This is a genomic window from Glutamicibacter sp. AOP5-A2-18 (assembly GCF_052446055.1).
Taxonomy (GTDB): domain Bacteria; phylum Actinomycetota; class Actinomycetes; order Actinomycetales; family Micrococcaceae; genus Glutamicibacter.
Window position 1 is genome coordinate 1 of the sequence record NZ_JBQSVW010000002.1, and the last position, 25,653, is coordinate 25,653.

The window sequence follows — 25,653 nt, forward strand, 5'->3', positions numbered from 1 at the left end:
AATTGGTATGAGTACCCGGAAGCGTATTCGGTGATCACTGCGCTGTGGGAGACATGGGAGCAGATGCGGTGGGATGGCCCTCAGCAGGTCTTGGTGTTCTATCGGGACTACTTCTATCCGCTGATGGACAGACTCACCGCGCAGGATGGCCCGTTCCATGCTTATGACAAGGTGATGCACCCAGAACTGCCCGAGATGCTCCCTATCTGGGACGCACCGAGCGGGTATTTCCGTTCATCTGTATAGCAGCAGCAAGAAGCTGGCCAGCGAATTTCGCTGGCCAGCTTCTTGCTTTTAATGCCACCTCTTGCGCACATGGTAGGGTGCGTAACCCATGTTTCTTGGCCCACCGGAGAGGCAGAAGCGTTGCGCCGCACACATGAGTGGTGTGAACACTCTTTTGATTCTTGCGGTTATTGCTGACTTAGCGGCCTACGTGAGTGATTGGTACCAGGCGGTGGAACTAGCCATCAACGCAAGCAAATACTATTTAGCAATTGCCAGGAACGATATCGGCCGAAATTCATAGAAGCTCGTCGTCCACGGTCTGTACGGATTCAGGGCGTAACACAAACCAGGGTGGAAAGATCTTCTCTCCACCCTGGTTTATTTTGCAGCTTTTCTATCGAACTACCCAAAACTCGGCAAATGGTTTGGTAGAACGAATGCAATTTAGAATCAACTTATAGTTAGAGATCCTCTTAGCGCTCAACCCTGATTGTGGTCAGGCAGTGGAATTAGTCCAAGATTCCAGATCAATTTTCTGCTGCACCAGTTCGCTTTCATCTCCGAAGCTATCAATTAAAACCTTCAATGATTCAAGCGCTTTTTTATGGCCGTGCGAGTCTATCCTTCCAGTAATGCGAATCAATGCGAACGCGGCTGACGAAATGAACAGTGCATCATCCAAAGCCTCCTGGCCTTTTAGAGTCTGGCTCCACTCGTCGCTAAGTGGTGCGTCTACTATCTCCAAAAGCTCCTGAACGGTTGTTTCTTCAGAGACCTCGTCTCGATGGTCTTCTGCCAAAGAAATTACGTCAAAGCCTTCGTCCGAACCAAACGGCGCGAACTCGTTGGTTAGATCTTCATAGAACTCCGAGGTGAAGTGATTCACATATTCATCATGGGGCGGTGTCAAATTATCGTCATGCATTTATGGCTGTTCCTAAAAGTCAAGAGTGAATCCTCTGTTAAGTTTCGAATCATTGCCTCGCTTGGATCGCGCGATCAATAAACTCTGTCAAAGCCTTTAGCCTTAGCTTTAGAGTCAATATGCGTGAACCAGCTAATGGGTTGAACTGAAAGCCACTCTTCCTCTTCCCCTGGGGCCAAGGAGAAGAAATCCCAGCTCTCACTAATCTCCGGAAAAAGGGTGTATGACCCCGGGCCCGCTGAACGAAGCGTCACTAATACTTCGATCCCAGCAGGGAACATGGAACTCCCAGTATTGCCCTCGACGAGCTTCTTAGTGACCCTCCGAGAAGAAACAACTTTTATGAGAACAGTTGTTCCTTTAGCTGGACCTTCAAGATACTCTCCGTAGAAAATTCGATGTCCCTTTTTGAGCGCTTCAATACTCGGCCCTCGTAAGCCGCTATCGCTCTTTTTACGGAATACTGAAAAACCCATGTTCCCCCAATTGAACTCGTGGATGCGGATAAGCCAACTCGTTACCGGCTTACTCTGTTACTTGCAGTATCTACCTCTGTGCCCTGGTGGACAACTTCCTGCTCGCTTCTTGTATCCAACGATCCGCCCAGTCTCCCAGACTCGTGCATGCTGGTAACTTTGGAACCGGCGATTGATCTTATAACTGCATCGCGTACCCATCCTGCGCTGGCATCTAGAGATCTGCGATATCGGACGTTTGGCGCCAACTCGGCTAATCCCATATTTGTAGACCTTGCTCTTCGATCCCCTGTGGTAGGACATGGTATAGCCGTAGTATTTTTTCTTGTTATACCTCTTCGACTTCCCAGGACGCGCGACGCCGCCCACCCTGACCGCATGCACGGAAGCTCTAGCTGCGGCGCGTGTTACGTTCCTACTCCATGTGTTATGCCATCTACTTGTGGCGCGGTTCCAACTATTCATATAGTTGTTCGAACTTGATCCGTACCCGCTGCCATAGCCGCCTCCGCAGCTAATTCTGATGGCAAATCCATACCATTGCGTTCGACATGCTTCACCATCGGTGTCGCTGCTATTAACTGGGTCATCCGGATATTTATAGCTTGTTGTGTTGCCGCCTTCTACTGGGTCACGTCCGGTAAATATCCCAGCATGAGAGTTGTAAAGACGTGCGCCCATCAGGATCAGTCCGCTGGTATCAACAGCTCGCTGATCAGCGCCATGCCAGCCATAAGTCGTCGCACCAGTATTCACTGGTTCGGACAGCTGGTTCCCATACTCGTCATACTGTGCCCACCCGGTGATACCTTGCCCCGCACCGGTGCCAGTGACCGGAACAGTGGCCACCACGTCTCCGTGGGGGTTGCTCAACGCCAGTTCAACGTTATTCTCGGTGATGGTTAGTGCCAGGTCTCCACCGATCGTGGACTCATACCGAGTCGTGATCGTTTGGGTTCCTTGAACACGGCTCGTCCATGCAGGGTTATCCGAATCATCGGCGTAGTGCTTCGTTTCGGTCCCGGCAGCGTTCGTCCCCGTAGAAGTTACCGATAGTCGGCGGCCTTGCGGATCCCGGGCGAAGGTGGAGGTGGTGCCGTTGCGGGTAATGGCTGCAGCAGCATCATCAGCGAAGTACTTCACCGTGATCGCCCCAGCACCAGCCTTCACACCACCAGCAGCTGCTGGCGCATCCGCGGCTGGAAGCGTGGTCTGCCGTCCCAACCCGTCATACACATACCCGGCGCCTACACCGACGCGGTCAGCCGCATCATAGGCCCAGGTCCGCGAAGCAGTCTGGGCTCCGTTGACCGTGGTGGTCAGCGAAGTACGGTTGCCGTTCTTATCGAACGCATACTTCCGCACCGTTGTCGGAGTGACGGCACCTTCAGCAGGGTCAGTATTGACGGTTTCGCCCGGCTGCGCGGTGACATCCTTGACTTCGGTCAGGCGTCCGGCCCGGTCATAGGTGAACGACCGGTCATAAGCTGCACCCCGGTCACCGGCGGTGGAGGTGCCAGCAAGGACATCACCCTCAGGAGTCGTCTCACCGACAATCCGGCCGGTGGTATCCCGGTTCTGTTCCCACGCGATCCAGGTCCCGTTCGACGTGGTCCCGTCTTCGGCTTTCAGCGGGCCGTCATAGGCCAGGCGGACCTGCTTGCCGGATTCGTCGTAGTCCATCTTCTGGGTGAAGCCGCCCGGGATGCTCTGGGTCAGGATGTTGCCGTCGCCATCGTAGGACGCCTTGTAGGTGCCGGTTCCCGTCCCACCATGCTTGGACACGGTCATGCTCGTGACCACGCCCTGGTACTCCGCGGTGCCGTCTGACGAGAGCGCCCCGTACTTGTAGGTCGAGGTGGACACCGGCGAGACGGTCTTGGACACGTTGCCAAATCCGTCGTACTCGGTCGTGGTCGTTTCCCCCAGCGAGTTCGTGTAGGAAGTGGTACGTCCCCACAGATCCTGGGTCCATTTCACCTCTGACTGCGGCAACGTGCCTGAGGCTAGTGCCCGTACGCCGTTCTGTACGCCGGTGGCGTCGTAGAGCTTCTCGACCGGTTGAACCGCGACAGTGGTGATGCCACTGGTGGTGACCGTGGTTTTCAGCTCCTGCCCGTCAGCACGGTAGGTCTGGGTTGTCGTGCGCTTGGCACCATCGGTCCCGGTCGAGGCCTCGGTGAACGTCGCCGGCTGGCCATAGATGTTGAACCCGGTCTGATGCTTCGACACCGAGCCAGCACCCTTTGGGGTGTTCTTGCAGAGGTATCCCGCAAATTCAGGTTTGCTGCCACAAACAGCATCAACGGCGTTGGTGCCGGCTGTGTAGTAGATGCTCTGAGTGGTGCCGGCGTCTGCTCCTGCCGACTTCGGCTGGCGGGTCTCGATGACGCGGCCCTGGTCGTCATACCTGGTTTCGACCACGATGTTGTTTGTCGTGGGAGACAGGACCTGAGTGACCTTGGTGGGGGTTCCGATCACCCAGCCTGAACGCAAGTTGTTCTTATCAGTAATCGCCTTTCCGTTCTTATCGACCGTATAGGCGTCATACCCGTTCTCCACCTGGGTGATGATCGGCTCATTCGTGGCAGACATGTCGACGTCGCCGGAATTCGCTTTGGTAGTGACTTCCTTCGTGGCAAGCATCCGCGGCATGCCGCCAGCATCAACATCGCTCAACGGCGTGTAGGTCGTCTTGGTGTGGACGCGAGCTGGCTCATCGTTCTCATCGGTGGTCACCGGAGAATATGAGTCAGTGACATACCCACGTAAGAATTCTGCGGTAGCCTCATTCTTCGCGATCTCATCTGCCTTGATCACCGGGTCGGTGGCGTTCGAGATCCCGTCACCGTTCTCATCCACATAGGCCGACAAAGCCGACCAGTAGAAAGACAAGGATGCCTGGTCCATATGTCCATTGACGATGCCGCCGACAACATTCTCAGGGGTTGCGGCCGAGGCCTGGATCATACGCAGGGCCCGCTCATCGTAGGCCCGTTCGACATTGCCGTCCTCGTTGAAGACGCTGGCGGTGCTCTGCCAGGCTCCGGCAGCGTACGAGGAGGTGTTCACGACTCGGTTCTGCGAATCCACATACTGCAGATCCGCATATTTGAAGTCGCTGGCTGCAACGGATCCGGCCTTGGACGATGCGATGTTCTTCCCCGCTCCGAACACTGCGTAACCGGTAACGGGACGCTTGGAACCTTCTTGCTCCCAGAGCTTGACTCGTTCTTCACGCAGGTCCGGCAGGTTGTTTCCATCCCCGACGGGGTTGACCCCATAGACAAAGCGTGCTGTCTGCACCCGGGAGTTCCCGTCGGTGGGGTTGCCGCGCTCGACCTTTTCCAGCCAATCAGCACGCCCGGAGCCGGTGTTCCCGAGCCCGTAGGAATAGTAGGTCGGGGCATCAACACGTGCGCCCCCACTGGTCTTTTCCTCGGTGGAAGCAATCAGCGGCACGCCAGCGGCCGAGTCAGCAGCATAGGTGTAGGAAGTGACATCCCCTGTGCGCGAATCCTTCACGCTGGTCAGTCGTGCATCAGCAGTCGTTCCGTCATACGCGTACTCGGCAATGTTCACAGTCTTCATCGCGCTGGCGGCTGGATCCCAGGCTGTGTAGGTGACTTTCGTGATCTTGCCTGAAGTGTCATAGGCCAGGTTGATGCGCCGGCAGCCCTTGACGGGGGTGGTCGTGTCGCATGTCAGGTTGGTCTCGGTGCCAGCAACAACCATCGTGGTCTGTCCAGCGGTGTTCGAGACGAACTTGGCTGTGCCCGTGCCGTTGCCGCCGGTGACGGTTTCGGTGATCCACTCGTAGATCTTGGAGTTGCCCTCCAGGATCGCACCACGCTTGAAGGTGGTCACTGTGCCGTCTTCCTCCGTGATCTTGATCCGCGCGGAGGTACCAGTGCCGGATAATGCGAGTTTCCATCCCGAAGCACTCGCGTCGTCATTCGCCGCGACATAAGTGCCCGTTTTCAAGGAGACACGGCCGTTGCCTGGCTGGCGGAAGACCGCCGCGGTTTCATCATCATTGATCAAGGTGACGGTGCCATCCAGGGCAGTGGATTCAGCGACCATCAGCCCTGAAAGACCCTCGTCGGGGCCTTCGATATTCACGCGCCAGCCTTTGCCGAAGATGCGGGAGTTCGCGCCGATCCCCGAGTAGGACGAGTAGGAGCGGTTCACGGACAGACCAGTGTTGCCGGCGTCGACTTCGACGTCGGTTTCCGAAAGGTTCAGTTCACCGGTGGTCAGCGCGACCTGTCCGTCGCCGGCCTCGGCAACAGGGTAGTTATCCCCGAAAGCGTGCGGCAGCTTGGTGACCTGGACTGGTTTCTTGGATTTGTTCGTGGTGCACTGCAACTTCGAAGCGGCTGGAGCTCCTGCATAGTCGAAGCAGACCTGCAGCTCAACCAAGGTCGCCAGGCGGTCTTTACCGAGTTCTTTCAATTTTCCGGCCGGAGCGGCTGCGACGTTGACCATGGTATTGACTTTGACCGGCTGCCCAACAGCGATAGCAGGCAACGTGGCAGCTTCATACCATCCGCTATTCGAACCATAGGTCGTCGTATCAGCGCTGACGCTGTTTGCTTCACGCCAATACACCTTCGGAGTCACCACGCCGGTCGATGAGCTCGGACCTTGGCCAGTGACCTTGAACGAGTCCGAAGTAGTGGAACCACCGGCAGGAGAAGTCAGCGAAGCAACGCCGTTGCCGAAGGTCCACGTGGTAGTGCCCGAAGTATTGGTCGCTTTGTCGTTCGCCTTCACCCTCAGGATATTCGCGCCCGTAGGATTCCATGACAAGGTCGCCTTGCCAGAGGTGGCCGTGACGGTCTTCCAAGGATCATTGTTCAACTGGTAAGAGAATTTGTCGGTGTCAGCGCTGGAAGAGAATGTGAAAGTATTCGAGGTGGGCTTTGTGGACTTCCAGCCGTTGTTCGTAATCCCTCCTGAGGAGGAGATCGAAGGAGCCGACGGCGCTACCGAGTCAACAGTGAAAGTAGTTGACGAACCGGCAGCCTTGGAACGCAGCGAACCGTCATTGGCCCAGGCCTTGACCGTGTAAGTGCCGTTCTCAGCCAAGGAGGCCTTATACGTGGAGACCTGCTTTGAAGCGACAGTCGTCCCTGCCTTCTTGGCCAGGGTGCTGGTGCCGGACATGTCGAACTCTGCCTTGACGTTACCGCCATCAGGGTCCGTCACTGTCGAACGGAACGTCGGGGTTTTGGACTTTACCCACAGTTTGCCAGCAGCGTCCTTGACTGACTCGCCGGAGTTGAACGAAACACCCGAAGGGGTTCCTGGGTAGGAGTTGTAGGTCACGATGAATTGCGGCTCAACCGGATCATTGGACCCGGTGATGTAGTTCGCTGAGCGGTACCGCTTCCAAGTGTTGTTGTTCGTCTCATCGGCGGCAATCAGTCGAACACCAAAATTCTTGGTGGGGTTATCTGCCCAGTACTGGGCGATCGGCGTGATCGGGTAGTAGACGTACCCGGCAGCACAGCTGGAGGAGTAGCCTTTGGAAATGTTGTTTGAACCCTCGCCGCTGGTTGTCACGCTGGGCTGTGCGGTCCAACGAACATCAGACGAAATCCACGAGGTCGTCACACGCTGCACTTTAATCGGCGACGAAGTGCACGAATAAGAGTGGTAGTTGTGCATCCGCAGCTCGGCCTTGGTGATCTTCTTGCCGTTCAAGGCGGTGGAGGCGAACTGCAGGAATGAGCGGGACTTCAACGAACCACCATTGAACGTGCCAACGCGAAGTTCAGGATCGCCGGCCTTGGATCCGGGGACGTCTGCCTGAACCCACGTATCAGAGACACCGGATGTCCAGGTCGGGTCAATCGTCACCGGATACTGGCGCTCTGGATCCTGCAGCCACTCTTTATCGACGGTTAGCGTGAGTACTGGGACGCCGTCTTCTTCGGTGAGTTCGGTGTCGACGAAACGTTCAGCAGATGGAAGGCCGGAAGCCTCATCGATCTTGGCATCCCACATCGTCGGCGCCGGGGCGAAGAATATGGTCTCGCCCGAGCCATTCACGGCACGCAGATCCCCGGTGTCCTTATCTTTCTTCAGGGTCAGGCCTTTAGAAAGTTGGACCGGGAAACGTAATGAGACATCTCCCTCGGGTGCCTTATCGACCACTGTGCGGTGGGAAAATCCTGACTTCAATGGCTGCACGACGACATCAGCTTCAGCTGACTGTTCCTGCGGAGCTTCCGAAGAGGATGACTCGACTGGCTCTGCCGATGTTTCTGGTTCCGGATTCGTGCTTGATGACTCTGCCGATGCTTCGCTCGGGGCAACAGTGGATGTTGCATCACTGTTACCGGTAGGCGACTGCGATGGCTTAGCTGTACCTTCGGCAACTTCAGACTCTTGGGAAGGGGCCTCAGATGATTCAGATTCCTCCGACGGGAGTGGAGTCACCGTTGAAGTTTGCGGTGAGACATCCCCAATGGATTCATCCGTCACTGGTACTTCGACCTGGTCAGAATACTTGGCCTGGTTCTCAGCAATCTCAGGCTGAGGAAGCTCGCCTTCCCAGCCCAGCGTGAGCTTGGCGTTCTGGTGCTCGCCGGTGGCGTCGAGCTCAGCGAGCACGACCGAATCTTGGGTGGGGCCATCGCCGAGCGCGTCCTTGCCGTCAGCGATGGTGAGCTCGGTGCCGTCACCTACGACCGTGGAAGCGGTGTCAGTCAGTTCTCCGTCGGCGCCTAGAGGAATGAACCTGCCTTTTTCTTCTTTGAAGCGGGCTGCTGAGGTCGTTTCGGACGTCCAGGTCCCATCCGGGTTGGCGAACACCTGTTCGGTGGCCGTGCGGAGGGACAAATCTTCGACGCGGTGGCCGGTGGCTTTCGCGGTAATTTGGGCGGACACCCCGTCAGGACGTTCGGTGACGTCCTCCACGGTTTGTGCCGTGTCTTGCGGTTCTTCGTCGGCGAACGCCGATGGGGCGACTAAACCTGAGGCCAGCAACGCACTGGTGCTGGCAATCGCGATAGCAGATAGGATTTTCCTCTTCCCTACTGTGAAATCTGTCCACAGGCGCGCAGAGATATCCCTTCTCAGAAGGTGCACTTCGACCTCTATTTTCGATAAGAAATAAAGCTGACACATAGCCAGCACATAGATTCTGCTATATCCAGTGCGCGCGAATTACCAAAAAGAACGCTTTGGGAAAAAAGTTGCCTAAACGTTATTTACCCAATGATCTTACGAAACGAGAGGTTGAAGGCTGGGGTCAACTTGGGGGAGCATCAAATCTAGTCAATCGATTGATCTGCGAAATTCATTGCAGCATCGAATGAACGGGAATCAACTTCTGCGATTCGTTAGTTCTTCAGCAGCCCCTCGTAATATCTTTGCGAGTCTCGCACATCGTCTCCATAAGGCTTGGTCGAGTAGTGCTGTAGCTCGATCAGTCCTGCCGGTAGGCCGGAGCTGGTGAGGATGGCGCGGCCCCGTGGCAATGCCGCAAGGTCGGCCACGTCCAGGATCTTTTCGCGCTGCATCGAACTGGATACCGAGCGGCCGCTGCGAGCACTGGTGCTGGAGGAGCGTTTGAGCACGTCCCGTTCACCGATTACTTGGGTCAGGAACGGCAAGAATTTATCGTCCGAGAGTCCTGAGCCGGCAACGCGGATGTTGGCGGCGCCCCAGAGTTTGTTCATGCCTTTCTCTCCGTAGGCTTCTACGCCTTGGCTGTAGGACTGGAAGAACGTCGAAACGACGATACCGCGTGAACCATAGTGTGAATACACGTCGGGCAGTTCGCGCCAACGCACCACGTTCGCCGCTTCATCCAACACTGCTGTGAGCGGGGTTTTCAACCGGCCCCCTGGCTGGCTGGCTGCGGTCTTTTCCGCTTCGGTCATGACGGCCATGACTAGCGCTGCGGTGATCGCACGAGCTGATCCGCCGCCTTCCTTGGAGATGAGATACAGAGTGTCGGTTCCGGTAGCCAGCTTGCGATGATCCAATTCGGGGCGATTGGCCCCATTATGGCGAATCCAGGGAATCACCTTGTCGTAGGACAGGACGTTCACCCATGGGCGCATCGTGCCATAGACCCCGTCACGCTGCTTCGGGGTGAGCTTCTGGATCTGCTCCAGGGAGTTCGCCAGAGGCCGGTGGCCGTGGTCTTTGAGCAGGTCGCGGGCCGTGAAATCCTCGGGATCTTGCGCCCACGCGAACACGTCAGTGATCGGGCGCCGACCCGCGGCGGCGGCAAAGAACAAGTGCGAGAGCAGGCGTTTACCGTCAGATTCGAAATACGCGTCCTGTTTAGCCCCTGCGTCGGTGGCCGAGGCCAGGAACACGTCCGCGAGCTTTTCAGCAGTTTCCATATCAGTGACGAAGGAGAGCGGATTCCACCACCAGGAGGGTTCTTCTCCGATGATGCCCTGCACGTCGTGCACCCACACAGTGCCTACGCGGGCGCGGGGGCCACGGGTCATGTCTACGATGTCGCGCTTATTCGAGGTGGCCAGCACTGGCCCGCCGGTTTCCAGGATCTGCGGGACGCACACGCAGGAGGTTTTGCCGGCGCGTGGCCCCATCAACCAGATCTGCACCCACTCATAGGAAGCAAACAAGGACTTGCGGTTGTTGACCAGCTTGGCCAGAGGCACCCCAATGCCGGCCTTGGTCGCACCGAGGCGTTCTGCATCGGCACGGGCCGCTGGTTCTTCGAGAGCTTTGAAGTCCTTGGCGTGACCCATCTCCTTCGCCAAATGATCCACCCGCGAGGTGGTGCCCCGGCTGCGCCGCCACACCACTACCAACATGAGGATCACGGCAATTAGCAGTAGCATGCCGATCACAAACACCGTAATTTGCAACCCGCCGACCGGCAGGTAACCCCGGCCTTGATCCATGAGGATCTGCACCGGATTATTCGAGGCGTTCTCCACCTTGGGATCTAGGATCGCGCCGAACGTCCACAGCAACACACCCAAGATGCCGAGGGTGAGAATGCCGCCGCCGACCATCCACAGAGCGTCATCGTTCGCTGGCTGGTTCTTGCGCCCAGAGCGCGGATCTGTGCCGATCATTTGTTCACCATTTCCCATGCCCGGTTGGTATCTGAAATCTGGAATTCAAGGTCTGTCAGGTGGGTGACAAACGGGGTGCCAGGATTCTTACCCACTTTCAAGATGAAGTGGCCGGCCCCTGGTCGGCGGGAGGCTTTATTGGTCTTGGGATCAACGACCGCTTCACCAGTCCAATCAGTCATGAGCGCTTTTTCCTTGGAGGATAGGGCGAACACTTCTTCAAGGTTGCCCATTTCAGAAGGGGCCAGACCGCCGAGGAACACCATTGCGGAGCGTTCCACGAACCCCCACGCGGTGGCTGTCAGATGCTCTTTGGACAGCCTGAGGTCGTTCATGGTGTGGGTGATCATCACCTGGCCAATGCCGCGCCCGCGATTCAGGCGAGTGATGGTGTCAATGAAGTGCACCATGTCATCGCTGGCACGCAGGATGCGCCACAGTTCATCCATGACAAGGAAGTAGGTGCGGCGTTTGCGCTTGCCCGCAGCGGCCAAATGCTGTTCGGCCGAGACGGTGGCTGATCCGAGATTCCAGCACAGCGACTGCACCGCAGCGACCAGAACACTATCGTTTTCATTCACGCCGGAAATGTCGAACACCACCGGAACACCAGGGGTAATGTGCGCGTCGGATGGTTTGGCGAACATATCGCCGTAGGCACCGGACGGGCCGAGATTGATCAACGCGTCCAGCAGCGCTTGAAGGCGCTGATCATATTCATGGTCATCATCGTAGGACAGTACATTCTGGCGCAGCACTTCGGGACGTGAACGCATGAAATCCACCAGATCCCCGATCAGCGGAGCATCTTGCAGATGCGGGTCCAGCTCATTGATCGCTACCGAAAGACAGGTGGATTCGTGAGGCTGCAAGGGACGGCCGAGCATCATGGAGGTAATGCCTTCCATGAGGGAGCGGCGGCGGCTGATCATCTCCTGGATCGCAATATCGCGAGCCTTGTCATCGTCAATCTCATTCAGGCTGGCCACCAGCGGCCCGAGATCCAAGGGATTCAAATGCCCTTGGCCAGGGGAGAACGTAATGACTTGCCCGCCGAGCGCGCGGATATGCGGCACATAATCAGGGCGTGAGTCGGCCAAGATCATTGGCACCACGCCCCAGGCTGAGAGCACGGCCAGCAGGCGGTGCACCAGCGAGGTCTTGCCTAGTCCTGGCTGGCCGAGGATGAAGGCGGAAGGGTTGGAAATGATGCCGTTAAGGAACCAGGAAATAGGATCGCCGGTCACTAGCGTGTTGCGCAGCAGATGGCGGCCCAGAGGTGCGCCAATGGTCGGTAATCCGGCGCCGTTGACGAAGGGCCAGAACCCGCACACCTGCACCGCTGAACCTTGAATCTCGACCGGGTTTTCGATGTAGTTCACCGGCCCGCCGCCACGGCGGTTCGACCCTGCATCGCCTGGAACATAGCGCGATTGGGCGCCCTCAGCCAGCAGTCGGGAAAGCAAGCCTGGTTCTTTGGCTGGTTTGGGTGCTGCCTTCTTCGCAGAGCGTTCCAAACGGGCCACGTCGCGCTTGGATAGCGTGAGGCTGTGGGACTGGGCCAGATCCTCAGGGTTAGGCTGCTGGCGCTTCTTCTGGATTAGCGGAGTCATTAGAACCACGTCTTAATCTCGTCGGGGATCATCATGTGATCAGGTACCACCATGCCCAAAGGCAAGCCCGCCTGGAAGGTCACTGCCTGGTTCGCCAACGCTTCGCGTACCCGCAGCTTGGCGTGGGACACCAAGCCGGGAACGGTGCGGTCGAACTTCTTCAGCTCGGCTTCATCTTTCACGCTGATGGTGATGATTAGCCCGAAGCGGGTCAACCCGGAACCCAAGGCTTCTTCCTGGGCTGTTTTCTGTGCTGCCGCCAAACGCTGGCGGGCACGCACGGAAACGCGCTGCTGCGAGCCGGAGAACATCGCATCCTTCTGCTCGTTCTCCACCACGGTGGAGGTCTGATCAGCCGGGATCGGACGATACAGCAAGGTCACCCGCTTGCGCAGCGCCCCCTCGCTCGGTGCAGTGAGGCGAGCCAACGAGTTGGACATGAACGCGCCGCGCGGGCCTTCATACATCGTCCACGACTTCGACACGGCCCGGTCGTGCCGGTAATGGTCGAACGCGTCCAATGCGAACGATGGGCCAGCATCCTCCCACGCCAGGCCGGTGCCGCCAGCGGCTTGTGCTTCCTCCACGGCGACAGCGGTGGTCGGGTCATAAGCCACGCGGGTGAAGTCGATGATTTCCTGGGCCGTGTTCGGCCGTACTGCTCCGGCCCCGGTGTTCGCCAGCCCGGAAATGATGCCGGGGAGCTTGTTGCCGATTTCCTCAGCCATCTCTTCCATGCCCCGATCCCCGGCCTTCCCATCGAGGCGGCGGCCGTCAAAGGTCAGGGTAATGCGGGCTACGACTTCAGGAGCGGCGGAGTGATCAGTCTGCGCGATACGTTCAACGACACGCTGGGCGAACTCGGGCGCGTCCTCGCGGTGATTATCAGCCAACAGCTTTTGCAACCGCAGGCCCGAGTCCTGGGAGGATTCGATGGTGACCGAAGCGCCGCGGATTCCCTCGTCCAGGCCGCGTTGGGTCAGCCAGTTCGCCCAGTGCGCCACCTGGTTATCCACGTCGGCCTGGTCAATGAGATTATCCCCGTTGGGGAAGCATTCGAGCACCACGGAGTAGTTGTGGTGGCCACGGGAGGAGAGGCGGATCAGCCCGAAAGGGTTACCGTAGGAGTCCATGGATTCAGTCAGCTGGGACTTGGCCATCAGACCGGGCAAGCGTACCTGCCCATCGGGGGTGAACCCGGTGGGGCCGGAAAGATAAACGTGCTTTTTGGATGCGACCTTCTGCCGCTGCGCTAGACGAAGCATGAGTCTCCCATAGATTGAACGGCCTTGTTTCTTGGTGACCAGAAGCAGCACGGCCCCGAGGATGGTGGCCAGGGCGATGATGACGGCGGCCATGATCCAGCCGCGCGCTGCGGTGACGATGACGATGAGGACGATGGGCACCAGCATGAGGCTTTGGCCCATGGACAGGCCCAGCAAGCCTGAGCGGCGCGGCACGGTCAGGTTGCCGAAGGTGTTCGGTTCGATTCGCGTATCTGTGATGGCCATGTTTATTCGCCGTCCTCGTCTACGAGCTTGCTGGGGTTCGCGCCGTTGGCGATGCCTTTAACGTCGCTCATTTTCTGCATGGCTTCCGTGGCCTTGTTGGGTGCTTTGGCGCCGGATGGGCCACCGGCAGGTGGGGTGCTGTTCTGGGCTGAGCCTGGGGAAGTAACGCCGTTACCCGAACTACCGGAGCCAGAAGAATCAGTGGAAGTTGATGCACCGGCACCAGTTGGAGTGGAACTCGAACTACTTGATGCCGGAGCCGCAGCTGCGCCATCCGATCCACCGGCAGCGGAATGAGCGCCGCCGCCCGAAGCAGCAGGAGAACTACCAGAGCTTGCGCCGGAAGTGGAGCTGCCAGAACCACTGGCAGAAGATCCACCACCAGCACTAGAACCGGAGCCTGCCTCAGCAGAGGCAGCACCCGACGCGGAAGAACCCCCATCGGTGCCGCTAATGGTTTCCGAAGCAGAAGAACCACCACCGCCAGATGACCCACTCACGGATGCGCCAGCACTGCCGCCAGTCGATCCTCCACCACCGGCTGTAGTGCCGCCGCCGGCTGTCCCGGCTGCGATCGAACCTCCACTGGCAGCAGCAGCGGCACCACTGCCACCACCAACGGCACCTGCACCGCCACCCATCGCCGCACCTGCACCACCGGCAGCAGCAGCCGCGCCACCTGTACCCGCGAGAACTGCGGCACCGGCCGCGAGCGTGACACCCGCGCCCAGCGCTGCGCCGCCGGAGAACGCGCCAGCGCCAACACCGGCAGCAGGAACGATGAACTTGATCAAGGCGGGCAACGCCAGCGCCGCCAGCAACAAGATCAGCAACGCAATCAGGGTCGAGTGCATCGCCTCAGGAACCGTGGCTTCTTCACCCTCGGGGGCACTGCCTTCTACCAGCATGCGGAACCCCAAAGAATAGATGCCCGCTGCGACCGGCTTATAGAGCAGCAACGCGATCAGCCACCCGTTGGCTTTGCGCCATGCTTGCCGGCCCTGCTCTGATCCACTGGCCGCAGCCAGCACCACGATGAAGGCGGAGAGGATCAGGAACATCACGTCACGGAAATACATGAACAACAGGTTGATGACTGCGCCGAGCAACAAGAGAATGAACAGCAGGAACGCAGTACCGGGACTAGCTATAAGCGCAGTGCCAGCGGTTAGCATTTGCGTCAGATCCACATCCCCGCCAGTAGAACGCTCAACGATCCACTTGGAAAATTCATCCGAAGCGGTGAGCAACAAGCCAATACCTGTTGCATAGGCGGTGGCCGCGAGAATCAGATTCACAATCGGGGTACCCAAACCGATCAGGCTGTTTTTCACGTCCTGGGACATGACGAGCTTTATCAGGCCGATCAGAAAACCCAGGATCGCAAACCCTGCAACGTACCAAGACATGTCATCGCGCAAACTAGCCACGGCAGCGTTGTCTACGTCGGGGCTGGGGGTATCCATCCAGAAGGTGGAAACCTGGGCAACGAAGGCCACGGCACCGTCATAGAGCGACTGGACGAAGTCCGTAATTGCACTATCGGCAAGGTTTTTGAGGCCTTCACCAATGTTGCAGTTCACCTGCCACCATTCACAACTAGCCTGGTTCGCCACAATAATCGCCTACTTGAACTCTGTGTAAGAACTTGGATCGTTGACTTCGCTCCATGCCGGAGGGCCGGAAGTTAGATCCAATCGCCAGTCATGGTCTTTGTCGCTCCAAGCCAGGTTCACGCTCATAGCCGCATACTGCTCGCCTGCCTTGGAAAGATATTCAACAATGGCACTGTCATCACTGCTATTCATGACTCGGTATCCGAGCATCGGCGGGAAGCTCTCATTGCTCGTACTAGAACCTTGTTCTTCGAAAAGCCGTTGACGATTCATCGATTCAACGGCAGCATCAATCTCTGCACCGGCCGAGAAATCAATTACCAGGGTGAACCCTGCCAGCACCGCACCAGTAGGTGTGTGGCTGAAGCAGCGCCAGAAATCCCCGTCCATCTTCGCTGGCCCATGATCGGCATTCACCGGCAGCAGCATCCCGGCAGGGTGCCGCTTCCATTCAGTGTCCGGGGCATCGTTCGGGAACGAAGCGTCGGTACTTAGCGCAGGGCAATCCCCAGAAGCCGGTTTGGAAGCCGAATCCGACGGAGTATCCGAGGGGGAGGACGGGGAAGCAGTCTGGACCGGTACCGACGGTGCAGGAGCGCTCGGAGCTGTTTCTGGTTCAGAGTTGACGCGGGGGAAGATGACTAGCCCCGCGATCACGATGACCACGATGAAGGCGAGGATACCGCCCCAGAGTTTCCAGTTTCTGCCTAATGGATCAGTTTCAGCCATGAGGATCTTCTCTTTCTCTTAGACGGTTCACCGGTGCTTAGACGAAGACGTTGATGATCGTTCCCGCGCTAATGGCCAGGATGCAGACGATCAGCGAGATGACCAGTCCCTTGAACCCGTTGATTTCCCGTCCGGTGAAGGACGCGAACGCCAGGAAACCTGCTGAGGCGAGGAATCCGGCCACGCCGAGCAGGATCACAGCCCAGGCGATCCAGTTCAGGATCGTGGTGAAACCATCGGTTCCTGGTGGCTGTTCCGGGGTTGGGTTGGGGATGCTGGCGGCGAGGTCGATACCGAAAGCCAGGGTTTGCAGCAACATTTTTATGCCTCTCTATTTGGTGGGAGTGTTCAGGAGTTTGATGATTCGCTTGATCCGTCCGGGCAACCGGGCCGGATCGGGTGGAGCATCCAGCCAGGGATCCATCCATGGGATATGGGTGCCTCGGGGAACCATGCGCAACAGACGCTTGGTGGCTTTTTTGCGGGCATCACTGGTGCGTGGCCCTGCTTCGATCAGCACCAGGGCTGAAAGCTGGGAGCCGGTCAGCTGACCATTGGCCCAGGAGCGGACGAACCTATCCGCAGTGGCCAATCCAGAATGATCGGTACGAGCCACCGCAATCACTGGGATAGGCCAGGCGCTGCCCGTCCAGGCGTTCTGCGAGATGGGCCAAGCTTGGCCAACCTCAGATGCGCCATCGCCCAGAAGCGATGCAAGAGTGGATGCGCCTGCACCGCCGTGAAGGCCCATGACGGCAATACCTTCAAAAGCCCCAACATCACTAACAGCCCATGTTTCGCTTGGAGCTTCAAGCATCGGTGATAGTCCAGGTTTCACTGGGCCGGTAACTAGCAAGTCATTACCCATAAGCTCATCTCGAATGTCGAAAGAGTCTTTTTGCGTCACCTGCTTCTCAGAAGGGGCAAAAGGATTCGACACGGCAGACATAGTGCGCTCTCCTTAGTAGAGTGATCAACGGAAAAGAGTTGATCTAACATTTAGTATAAACTCGCATTGAAATCACTGTCAATAGTTTTGCCATACTTAGATTGGGGAAGTTCAAAGTTAACGCTTTGAATGGTTAATATGGGCAATATGGTTGACATGGATTTCATATTCATACACATTTGGAGTGTGACCATGAACGATCCAGAAGCAGTGGAGGATCTCATCGCGGATTTGCCGGAGTGGGCAACGACCGAGGAGATCGCTGACGTGATGCGCGTCAAGGCGCAGACCGTTCTGAAATGGAACCGTGAATACGGTCTCAAATCAGTGTCCATTGGGTCTCGCGTGCGCCGGTACAGGAAGAAAGACGTGCGGGACTTCTTACTGAGAAGCGACGAAACAGCCGACTAACCCAAGGAAGCTACGGGTAGTGAGTTAGATGACGATCATTGATCCACAGAAAGTCCCGGCATTCCCGGTCTACACGCTAAAGATCAGCGAAGGCCGGGAGTCCTTGACTCTGGACGGTGCACAAATTCCTGTGCTTGATGGAGAAGATTTCATCGAGGCAGGGAAAAACGCGATCGTCGCCAAGCTCACCAGCCACAATCTGGGTATGGTGCGGGCACGAGCCATCGACGAATCCAGCGGGCAAGCGTGGGACATGATCATCGCTGCTACCGGGGAAGTCCTAGACCTCACCGAGCAACAAGAAGCCGAACAAGCAGCCAAGGCCCGCAAACAGCGCCGCAACAAACGGCTGATGATCGCCGGAGTGAGCACCCTAGCGGTGCTTACTCTCGGCGGTCTCGGCACCGCCGTGGTCATCGCCAACCAGCCCGCCGCCACCGTCCCCGCCTACACCCCGCAAGGGGTCGGCGCCACGCTGCCAGCCGCGCCGCCGCCACAACACTCGGCCACCGCCGCGTGGAGCCACCCCACCCTCGCTGATGCTACGGTCAACATGATCAGCCCTGACCGGCTGCTCACCGCGGATCCAGAAGGCACCGTCACCGGCCGCCACCCGTCTACCGGCCAACCTGTCTGGCGCGGGGACAAAGCCCCGGAAGACCTGGCCAGCATCCACCAGGGCACCTGGGCAGGCAAGCCCGTCTATGCCGTTGCCGAACGCAACGAACTGCGCCTATGGCCGGTAGAGATGCCCTACGACACCCCGAGCGTGGCACCGACCAGCATCGGGCTGGAACCAGGGCAAACAGCGCGCACCGACACCCACACCCCCTACATCGAACTTGGGGACTGGTATATCCGTGTGCCTGATGCGGCTGGCACGCTGCATGATGTGATGATCCCACCCGGATCGACCGTGCTGGACGTGGCCGCCGATGGAACCATCACCACAATCAGCTCCAACACCATCTACACCCTGGATAACAGCGGGAAGATCCTGGAAGAGAAGAACTTCACCGCGCCAGAAGGTGCCACAAAATACCCGGTACGAGTGTGGCTGCTCGATGACACCCATGCCCTGCTGGCGTGGGATGACACCGAACGCGTCATGGGAGTGCTGAACACCAGCACCGGTTCAATGCTGTTCTCCGGCACGCCACGGGCAATCCCTACCGCCACCGAACCCCTTCTGGTGGACAGGGAAGCGAAAACCGCAGCTATCGGAAGCGTGGGAATCAGCTACGGCGACCAGGCAGCACTCATAGACCTTCCTGCCGCTGACCTGTCAGCAATCCACGGCAACCTGATCTACGCGAACAGCAGCAATGGGCCAGTCACCCTGGATCTGGGCAACCCCGAAGCCGAGCCGCAGTCGTGGGCGAACTACCGGGCCGAAGATCCAGCCCCGGCACTGGTCACCGATGACGCGGTGTATTTGGTGGCAACCCAGTTGGATAACACCACCGTCTATCGATCCAACCGCGAACAGTAGGGAGGTCTGGTCATGGAAGAGCAGGGTGGCGGAGCCAAAATCGTTCTGGCAGTCCTCGGTGTCCTTCTTCTTCTGGTCATCACCCCGATCATTCTGTTCTTGGGTGGTGGGGACAGCGAAGAACCTGATCCCTATGCCCCGTGTGTCATTGAAGGAACTCCCATCGGCAAGGGCAACGACGGAGAATCGACGGTGAAAATTCCCGAACAGTACCGGGAAGCTGTGGAGAAGTCCGCCGATACTGCTGGGCTGCCCGTAGGGATCATCGCCGCGCAAATCCAGCAGGAATCCGGCTGGAACCCCAAGGCAGTTTCTCCGGTGGGAGCACGAGGCATTGCCCAGTTCATGCCCGGTACCTGGGAGGAATGGGGCAACGGTAAAGACCCGTTCGATCCGTTCGCTGGCCTTGATGCCCAAGGCCGCTACATGAAATATCTCGGGGACACCATCGCGGATCTGGCAAGCAACGAGAAGGAAAAAATCCAATTCACCCTGGCCGCCTACAACGCCGGAGCGGGCAACGTCCAGAAATATGGGGGCATCCCGCCCTTCGAGGAAACCCGCCACTACGTAGAAATCATCATGGGCAACGCCCAGATGGACTATTCCTCAACCTGCGAAGCGCCTGGTGGCTTCGACTTTGGCGACCTGACAGCGGATGAATGGGCACACCCCATGCCTAATTCGCGGCTGACCTCGCCATTCGGGCCGCGCGCGTGCCCGCTGGCCAGCTGCGCTGGCATGCCGTTCCTGTTGAAGCACGAAGGCATCGACCTGGCCGGATCAGACCCCTATTTCTACGCTCCTACGGACATGAAGATCACTTATGCCAGCATCGGGAATATCGACAAGCTTTACGGCTCCTATGGCAACTACATTTTTGCTCAGATGACCGAAGCCCCTTACCTGGTCTTTGAGTTCCATGAAGCACAAGACAACTCCCTGCTGGTGAAGACCGGAGACGTGGTGAAGAAGGGAACCCCGCTGGGCAAGCCAGGAGCTACCGGCAATTCCAGCGGCATCCACGTTCACTTCCAGATCAACAACCCGAAAACCAGTGTGTTTGACAGGCCAGCGATCAACAACGGCAAAACCTATGACCCGGTACCGATCCTTAGACAGCAAAAGGTGAACATCCAATGAAACACCCCAAAATCCTCGCCCTGGCCCTGACCATAGGACTCGCAACAGGGATAGCCGGATGCACCCCCGCCGGCACCGAGAACGAACCAAGCAGCATTCCGAGCGTTGTCCCGACCACGGCCAGCCCCACCACGCCAGCGCCCAGCACCAGCCATGAGCACGGGGATGCCGTGGATGATCCAGCCAAAATCGAATTGGCGAAGCAAGCGGCCACGATCATGACCACCTGGGACCCGAACAAGGACTTCAACCGCACCGCCGCGGAAATGCGCGCCAGAAAGCTCATGACCAGCGAACGGGCCAAAGAAGTCATTGCCCCGGAGCGGCCCGCGACCGGCGTTGAATGGCTGACCGCCGCAGAGAAGAAAGCGACCAGCAAGCCCACGGTGAAACTCATGACCGAGCACCATGAACAGGACACGGTTGCGATCACTGCCACCTGGCAATGGGTCACCAAGGACGGGGAATCCTGGGCAGGGGAAGGGAAGCAGACGTTTTACTTCACCTTCACCGACACCGAACCGTACAAGATCCGCGACTACGTTTCATCTATCCAATAAAAGCCCTTACGGCGCAGCCGATTTCCTCTTGAAGAAAGCGAGCACACCATGAGCACCACCGAAGAACTCATTAAGGCGACCGTCAACGCAGACGGCAGCGCAACCGTGATCATTGAGGGAAAAACCCACGAATTCACGGCAGATAATGAAGCCGCTGCACGAGAACAAACCGTTGAGCTGGTCAGTTCACACGCAAAGAAAGAGGGCAGCGTCGTACGCGCCGTCATGCACGATTCCCAAGGCTCTTGGCCTGTGAAAGTCCACCCGAATGGCACCGTGGAGCCTGACACGACGAACCCACCGCAGCGCCGAGAGAAACCAGCTCGCCGCCGCGCTGATAGCCCGGTAACCCATGTGGCCACCACCGAACCAGCAGTCATTGACCAAGCGGCCGCACAAGACACTGAGGAAACACCAGAACAGCCAGTGTCCGAGGCACCGGCCTCAACGGAACCTACCGTCGAAGGGGAAGAACCAGCAATGGAAACCGTGCAAGCAAAAGCACCCCAAGGACAAACCACGCCGCCCCCAGCGACGGCAGCTAAAGCTCCCCAGGATAACCCCTTCGCCAAGAAGTCTCCTACCCAGGACAGCGCGCCAACAACGCGCCGCGAAGCGCGGCAAAGCTTCCTAACCCAGGAACAAGTCGAAGAACCAGCCACCAAAGGCTGGCGCGGCACCATGACCCGCATGGGCATCCGCATGGCCCCGAGCGAGGACGAACGTGCCGAACGTGCAGATGTGCAGGCCGTGAGCCAGCACTGGCCAGGCCCACGCACCATCGCCATTGTCAACGGCAAAGGAGGGGCAGGGAAAACCCCCACCACCGTCCTGCTCAGTGCGATCTTCGCCCGTTACGGCGGGGCCGGGGTGCTGGCCTGGGATAACAACCAGACCCGAGGCACCCTGGGCTGGCGCACCGAACAAGGCCCGCACGAAGCGACCTTGTTGGAGCTGCTGCCCGAATCGGAAAAACTCTTAGGCACCGGGGCACAATCGGCAGACCTCGCCCATTTTGTGCACCACCAGACGCGTGACCGGTTCGACGTGCTGCGCTCCAAGCCCATGGAGCTGGCCAGCGCCCAACGCGTAGACGCAGCCGATGTGGACGCGATCCACCGGGTAGCCTCGAAGTATTACCGGCTGATCTTCATTGACTCGGGCAATGACGAGTCAGATCCGATGTGGCGGCGCATGATCGACCACACTGACCAACTTGTCGTGGCCACTACGACCCGTGATGACCACGCCGAAGCCGGCGCGCTGCTGCTGGAAGCGCTCGCGCAGCAAAACGACAAGGCAAACGCCCTGGCACAAAACGCCGTAGCAGTGGTGACCCAGGCAGATTCCAAAGCCACTACCGCCGACGTGAAACGCGTAGCCGACGGCTACAGAACCCTGGCCCGCGACGTAGCAACGATCCCATTTGACCCAGCAATGGTGGACGGGATCCTGCGCTACGACGCGCTACGCCCGAACACGCAGCGCGCATGGCTGGCAGCCGGAGCGGCAGTCGCAAGGGGGCTATGAAAATGAGATGTGCGTTGAGTTACTCCTGCGTTTGCGACAGGGCCGGGCTTCAAACTTCTCTTGAGCTAGCTCTTTGGAGAAACTTGCGGTCGTTTGCGAGGCAGTGTCACTGAACAAAAAATTCAGGGCATTCACTGAAGTGAGCCATATTTAGATGATGTAGATCAAATAAAATCACACGAAGTGATTATTCATGTACGATACTCACCATCATTACTTCCCATTTCCGTACCCTGACCACGCCGTCACGACCTTGAACAATGGAAGTTTGGCGAAGCGTTCGGCAGGTTTGATGATCTTTGAGATGAGGACAAATGGCCGCGCCCTCTACACGATTTTGTGGCTCGAAGCGCTTGTGGTTCGGCGCACTCAGTCTCGTGGTTCTTGCTGCTCTGTTCACGACCTTCGTCGCGTTTCTTCCTAAAGACCCTGCGCCCCCTAAAGTTGCCCTTCTAGACGGGGGAGTAGATGCCTCCCAGGAGGGAATAAAAGATCTTCCTTTAGAGAAGGTGAGGGTTGCTGCGCTGGAAGACGGGTTTACTGCCCATGGGACGCAAATGGCGGCACTTTTGAACTCGTCCACGACCACAGGTAACCCGGCCAGCATGAGCCTCATTGATATCAAAGTCCTAGACGAGCATGGGAGAGGCGACGTTGAAGACTTGGCCTGGGGGATCGAGCAGGCCATAACTCTGGGCGCAGATATGATCGTTTGCAGCCTGGCAGTAGAAATTGATTCCCCCCGTTTAGCAACGGCCGTCTCACGAGCTGTTGAACAGGACGTTGTTGTGGTTGCAGCTGCCGGCAATGGCATTGGGTCATTTCAAACATATCCTGCCGGTTACCCTGGGGTTCTCTCTATCGGAGCACTGGATGAGCATGGCGATCGACGTCGGTTCACTAACTCTCGTGCAGTGGCGATACTTGCTCCTGGCGAGAATATCCCGGTGAACGTTGGTGCGGAGAAACAGTACCTTGATGGTACTTCCCCTGCCACCGCAATAGCCGCCCAACAGATTCTTGCTGCGTGGCATGACATTGACTTTTCAGATTTAGCGGCAATAGACGCTAATACACGTATCGAAGATGCGATACGCCAAGTAACCCAATAGACACGAAAGGGTGTCAACGACAGTGCGAAAATCTATCGTTCGAGGTTTGCGAGGCTTAGCCAGTGCAACCGCTGTGTCAAGCCCCGTGTTTGATGGAGAGTTTTCTACTTGGAATTCATCGGCTCACCCACGAGCTACGCAGCCCGTGGCATCGTGCTGAGATGATCGGCTCGGAACGCGGCGGGAGTCGCCCCACCAAGTGCTCCGTGGGGCCGGTACGTGTTGAACCAGTGCACCCACTGCGCCGTGGCGATCTCGACATCATCAATACCTTTCCAGGGACCCTTGTTCCGGATGAGTTCGGCCTTATAGAGTGAATTCAGCGCTTCAGCGAGGGCGTTATCGTATGAATCTCCTTTCGACCCGACAGACGCGACTGCGTCTTGCTCAGCCAGGGCCTCGCCATAGCGAATCGCTCGATACTGGACCCCGCGGTCCGAGTGATGCACCAGCCCAGACAGGTCGTGACCAGCACGTTTACGCTGATAGATCCCCATCTGCAAAGCGTCAAGAGCCAACTCGGTATGCAACGACCTCGAGACCTGCCAGCCGACGATCTCGCGATTGAACACGTCGGTGACGAACGCGACGTAGACCCACCCTGTGAACGTGTGCACATAGGTGATATCGGCCACCCACAGCCGGTCAGGAGCGAAGGCTTCGAAGTGCCGATCGACGAGATCGGCCGGGCAGTTCTCCCGCGGTGCTGACCTCGTAGTGTTCGGTGCCTTGGCCCTCTTGATCCCGTGTAGATCGAGGTCTCTCATCAGGCGCTCGATCGTGCAACGGGCCACATGCCCGCGACCATGCGAGTCAGGTTCGCGGTTGAGCACGATATGCATCTTCCTGGCTCCGAACGCATCGTAATTCTTCCCGTGCACAGTGCTGATCTCTTCTTTCAATACCTCGTCACGTTTCTGTCGAGCCGAGGCTGGTCGATGTTTGCGGGCATAGTAGGTACTCGGAGCGATCTTCACGCCGGCAGCACGCAGCGTGGCACAGATCGGCTCGACTCCGAGTTCGTCCTTGTGCTCGTCGATATACGAGCAGACTACTTCGAGGGGCGGTCGAGCTCCGCCGCGAAAAAAGCCGAGGCCGACTTCAGGATTTGGTTGGCCCGGCGCAGTTCCCGATTCTCCTTCTCGAGGTCCTTGATGCGCTGGGCTTCAGCGGTGGTAGTGCCGGGGCGGTCGCCGGCATCGACCTGGTCCTGATTGACCCAGGACCGCAGTGTTTCTGGGTTCACACCGAGTTGGTCGCCGATCCGGCGGAAGACGCCGCGGCGGGCACCAGGGTCAGCTTCGAGGGCGTCGAGGACCATGCGGACTGCTCGTTCGCGTAGCTCGAGGGGGTACTTCTTTTGGGGCATGACAGGGAAGTCCTTTCCGTGGCTTCACTGTCTCCATTATTCCCGGGGCGAATCACCTAAGCATAAGTGGGGCAGCGTAGGGGCCAAATCACGCGAGCAAGTCGCGGATCTTATGGGTCGGGCCATGGCCGAAGGTAAACATTCAGCGTACAAGAGTGGCGCCATGCAAGCTGTTTACAACTACAAAGGCAAGACCATCGTGGTGACGTATTCTAAAAACGGAGGGCAGGTAAGTAATGGATGGGTTCGATAAGCTCAAAGGCCTTTTGGCCGGACAGCCTGCAGAGGTAACCGCCGCAGTGGAGCTGGCCTCGAAGCAGTCAGTTTCGGGAGTCGTGGATGTTCTTCGCAACGTAGCGGGAGAACACCCCGAGGCTGTTGATGAGTTCATCACTGCTTGGATTTCAACACTGGAAGGTGCCGAAAGGCTGGCAGCTACCCTGGCGGTGTCTTCGCTGTATGTCTTGGATCTGGTGCATCTTGAGCATGCCGAAGATCGGATGCTGAAATCAGTCTTGGATGCTTCGATCCAGACACTGCAAGAACTTCAACGGGAGCTTGCGGACTACTCTGAGGTTGCTAATAGCCCCGATGCTAGTTTCGACACTGGATTTGCAGAAACACTGCAGCGTATTGCCACGGGTCCGCTCGAGCAAGCAGCCATCCAGCTTCAAACACAAACAGAGCTACTGAACAGTTCTATGAATAACGCGTAGCCGCCAGCGGCCCTCCAGCTATAGCTGGAGGGCCGCTGCGCTCGTATAGGGAAACAAGGCGCCTGCGCTGCACCTGTCACTGAAGCGTTCACAGGGCCTACAAGGAACAGGGGTCGATAGAGTCCATTCCATGTCAATGGACACGAAGTGCCGAGCACGGTAGTCGTGTGACACGCCGAAGCCGGCGCTGCTGCTGGAA

Annotated in this window: 20 protein-coding genes and 1 other annotated feature; of the genes, 9 read left to right on the forward strand and 11 right to left on the reverse strand. The window is 57.9% G+C overall.

Going from position 1 to position 25,653, the window contains the following annotated elements:
- Positions 1–246, forward strand: a 246-nt coding sequence (locus ACT3RW_RS17235; RefSeq protein WP_444614663.1) for a DUF4913 domain-containing protein, incomplete at its 5' end; no start/stop codon positions are given.
- Positions 247–724: 478 nt separating this feature from the next.
- Here the strand turns inward: ACT3RW_RS17235 and ACT3RW_RS17240 are convergent.
- The 10 genes from ACT3RW_RS17240 to ACT3RW_RS17285 form a co-directional block, all read right to left on the reverse strand.
- Positions 725–1,153, reverse strand: a complete 429-nt coding sequence (locus ACT3RW_RS17240) for a hypothetical protein (RefSeq protein ID WP_013350308.1) — start codon at positions 1,151–1,153, stop codon at positions 725–727.
- A gap of 74 nt (positions 1,154–1,227) precedes the next feature.
- Positions 1,228–1,629 carry a hypothetical protein gene (locus ACT3RW_RS17245; protein ID WP_157867178.1) on the reverse strand — a complete coding sequence of 134 codons (402 nt, stop codon included), beginning with the start codon at positions 1,627–1,629 and terminating at the stop codon, positions 1,228–1,230.
- 57 nt (positions 1,630–1,686) lie between these two features.
- The gene (locus ACT3RW_RS17250) at positions 1,687–8,727 is read right to left on the reverse strand and encodes a DNRLRE domain-containing protein (protein WP_444614664.1); all 7,041 of its coding nucleotides are present in this window, start codon (positions 8,725–8,727) and stop codon (positions 1,687–1,689) included.
- Positions 8,728–8,981: 254 nt separating this feature from the next.
- Positions 8,982–10,703 (reverse strand): type IV secretory system conjugative DNA transfer family protein, encoded by a 1,722-nt coding sequence (locus ACT3RW_RS17255; protein ID WP_444614665.1) that lies wholly within the window; start codon positions 10,701–10,703, stop codon positions 8,982–8,984.
- A complete protein-coding gene (locus ACT3RW_RS17260) occupies positions 10,700–12,316 on the reverse strand; it encodes a hypothetical protein (protein WP_444614666.1) in 1,617 nt (538 codons plus the stop codon). The genes ACT3RW_RS17255 and ACT3RW_RS17260 overlap by 4 nt, the downstream gene beginning before the upstream one ends.
- Complete coding sequence (locus ACT3RW_RS17265) at positions 12,316–13,827, reverse strand: SCO6880 family protein (protein WP_013350311.1); 1,512 nt, start codon at positions 13,825–13,827, stop codon at positions 12,316–12,318. The genes ACT3RW_RS17260 and ACT3RW_RS17265 overlap by 1 nt, the downstream gene beginning before the upstream one ends.
- Before the next feature lie 2 nt (positions 13,828–13,829).
- Positions 13,830–15,410 (reverse strand): hypothetical protein, encoded by a 1,581-nt coding sequence (locus ACT3RW_RS17270; protein WP_441680267.1) that lies wholly within the window; start codon positions 15,408–15,410, stop codon positions 13,830–13,832.
- Between the two features lie 42 nt (positions 15,411–15,452).
- Positions 15,453–16,172, reverse strand: a complete 720-nt coding sequence (locus ACT3RW_RS17275) for a hypothetical protein (RefSeq protein WP_444614667.1) — start codon at positions 16,170–16,172, stop codon at positions 15,453–15,455.
- Positions 16,173–16,209: 37 nt separating this feature from the next.
- Positions 16,210–16,491, reverse strand: a complete 282-nt coding sequence (locus tag ACT3RW_RS17280; protein ID WP_013350314.1) for a hypothetical protein — start codon at positions 16,489–16,491, stop codon at positions 16,210–16,212.
- 12 nt (positions 16,492–16,503) lie between these two features.
- Positions 16,504–17,121: a DUF6668 family protein gene (locus ACT3RW_RS17285; protein WP_441583923.1), complete on the reverse strand. Its 618-nt coding sequence runs from the start codon at positions 17,119–17,121 to the stop codon at positions 16,504–16,506.
- A gap of 192 nt (positions 17,122–17,313) precedes the next feature.
- On the opposite strand from ACT3RW_RS17285, the gene ACT3RW_RS17290 reads away from it, so the two are divergent.
- The 6 genes from ACT3RW_RS17290 (at position 17,314) to ACT3RW_RS17315 (ending at position 23,369) form a co-directional block, all read left to right on the forward strand.
- Entirely contained in the window at positions 17,314–17,532 is a 219-nt protein-coding gene (locus ACT3RW_RS17290) for a helix-turn-helix domain-containing protein (protein WP_013350316.1), read from the forward strand.
- A 28-nt stretch (positions 17,533–17,560) separates the two neighbouring features.
- Entirely contained in the window at positions 17,561–19,024 is a 1,464-nt protein-coding gene (locus ACT3RW_RS17295; RefSeq protein WP_102598933.1) for a hypothetical protein, read from the forward strand.
- Between the two features lie 12 nt (positions 19,025–19,036).
- On the forward strand, positions 19,037–20,167 hold the full coding sequence (locus tag ACT3RW_RS17300; protein ID WP_102598934.1) for a transglycosylase SLT domain-containing protein: 1,131 nt from the start codon (positions 19,037–19,039) through the stop codon (positions 20,165–20,167).
- Positions 20,164–20,727: a hypothetical protein gene (locus ACT3RW_RS17305; protein WP_102598935.1), complete on the forward strand. Its 564-nt coding sequence runs from the start codon at positions 20,164–20,166 to the stop codon at positions 20,725–20,727. Before ACT3RW_RS17300 ends, ACT3RW_RS17305 begins: the two co-directional genes overlap by 4 nt.
- A 48-nt stretch (positions 20,728–20,775) precedes the next feature.
- On the forward strand, positions 20,776–22,257 hold the full coding sequence (locus tag ACT3RW_RS17310) for an AAA family ATPase (protein WP_444614668.1): 1,482 nt from the start codon (positions 20,776–20,778) through the stop codon (positions 22,255–22,257).
- Between the two features lie 314 nt (positions 22,258–22,571).
- Positions 22,572–23,369: a S8 family serine peptidase gene (locus ACT3RW_RS17315; RefSeq protein WP_102598937.1), complete on the forward strand. Its 798-nt coding sequence runs from the start codon at positions 22,572–22,574 to the stop codon at positions 23,367–23,369.
- 134 nt (positions 23,370–23,503) lie between these two features.
- Here ACT3RW_RS17315 and ACT3RW_RS17320 read toward each other — a convergent pair.
- Positions 23,504–24,738 (reverse strand): IS3 family transposase gene (locus ACT3RW_RS17320; protein WP_373270471.1). Its coding sequence is split into 2 segments (ribosomal slippage): positions 23,504–24,453 and positions 24,453–24,738, totalling 1,236 coding nucleotides; the frame shifts between segments, so codons are not numbered across the junction.
- Positions 24,332–24,460: a sequence feature (AL1L pseudoknot), on the reverse strand. It overlaps the preceding gene by 129 nt.
- On the opposite strand from ACT3RW_RS17320, the gene ACT3RW_RS17325 reads away from it, so the two are divergent.
- Together ACT3RW_RS17325 and ACT3RW_RS17330 are read left to right on the forward strand one after the other, a co-directional pair.
- A complete protein-coding gene (locus ACT3RW_RS17325) occupies positions 24,737–24,991 on the forward strand; it encodes a polymorphic toxin type 35 domain-containing protein (RefSeq protein WP_444614669.1) in 255 nt (84 codons plus the stop codon). The two genes, ACT3RW_RS17320 and ACT3RW_RS17325, sit on opposite strands and share 2 nt — an antisense overlap.
- Positions 24,975–25,454, forward strand: a complete 480-nt coding sequence (locus tag ACT3RW_RS17330; RefSeq protein WP_102598939.1) for a hypothetical protein — start codon at positions 24,975–24,977, stop codon at positions 25,452–25,454. The genes ACT3RW_RS17325 and ACT3RW_RS17330 overlap by 17 nt, the downstream gene beginning before the upstream one ends.
- The last annotated feature ends 199 nt before the right edge of the window (positions 25,455–25,653 follow it).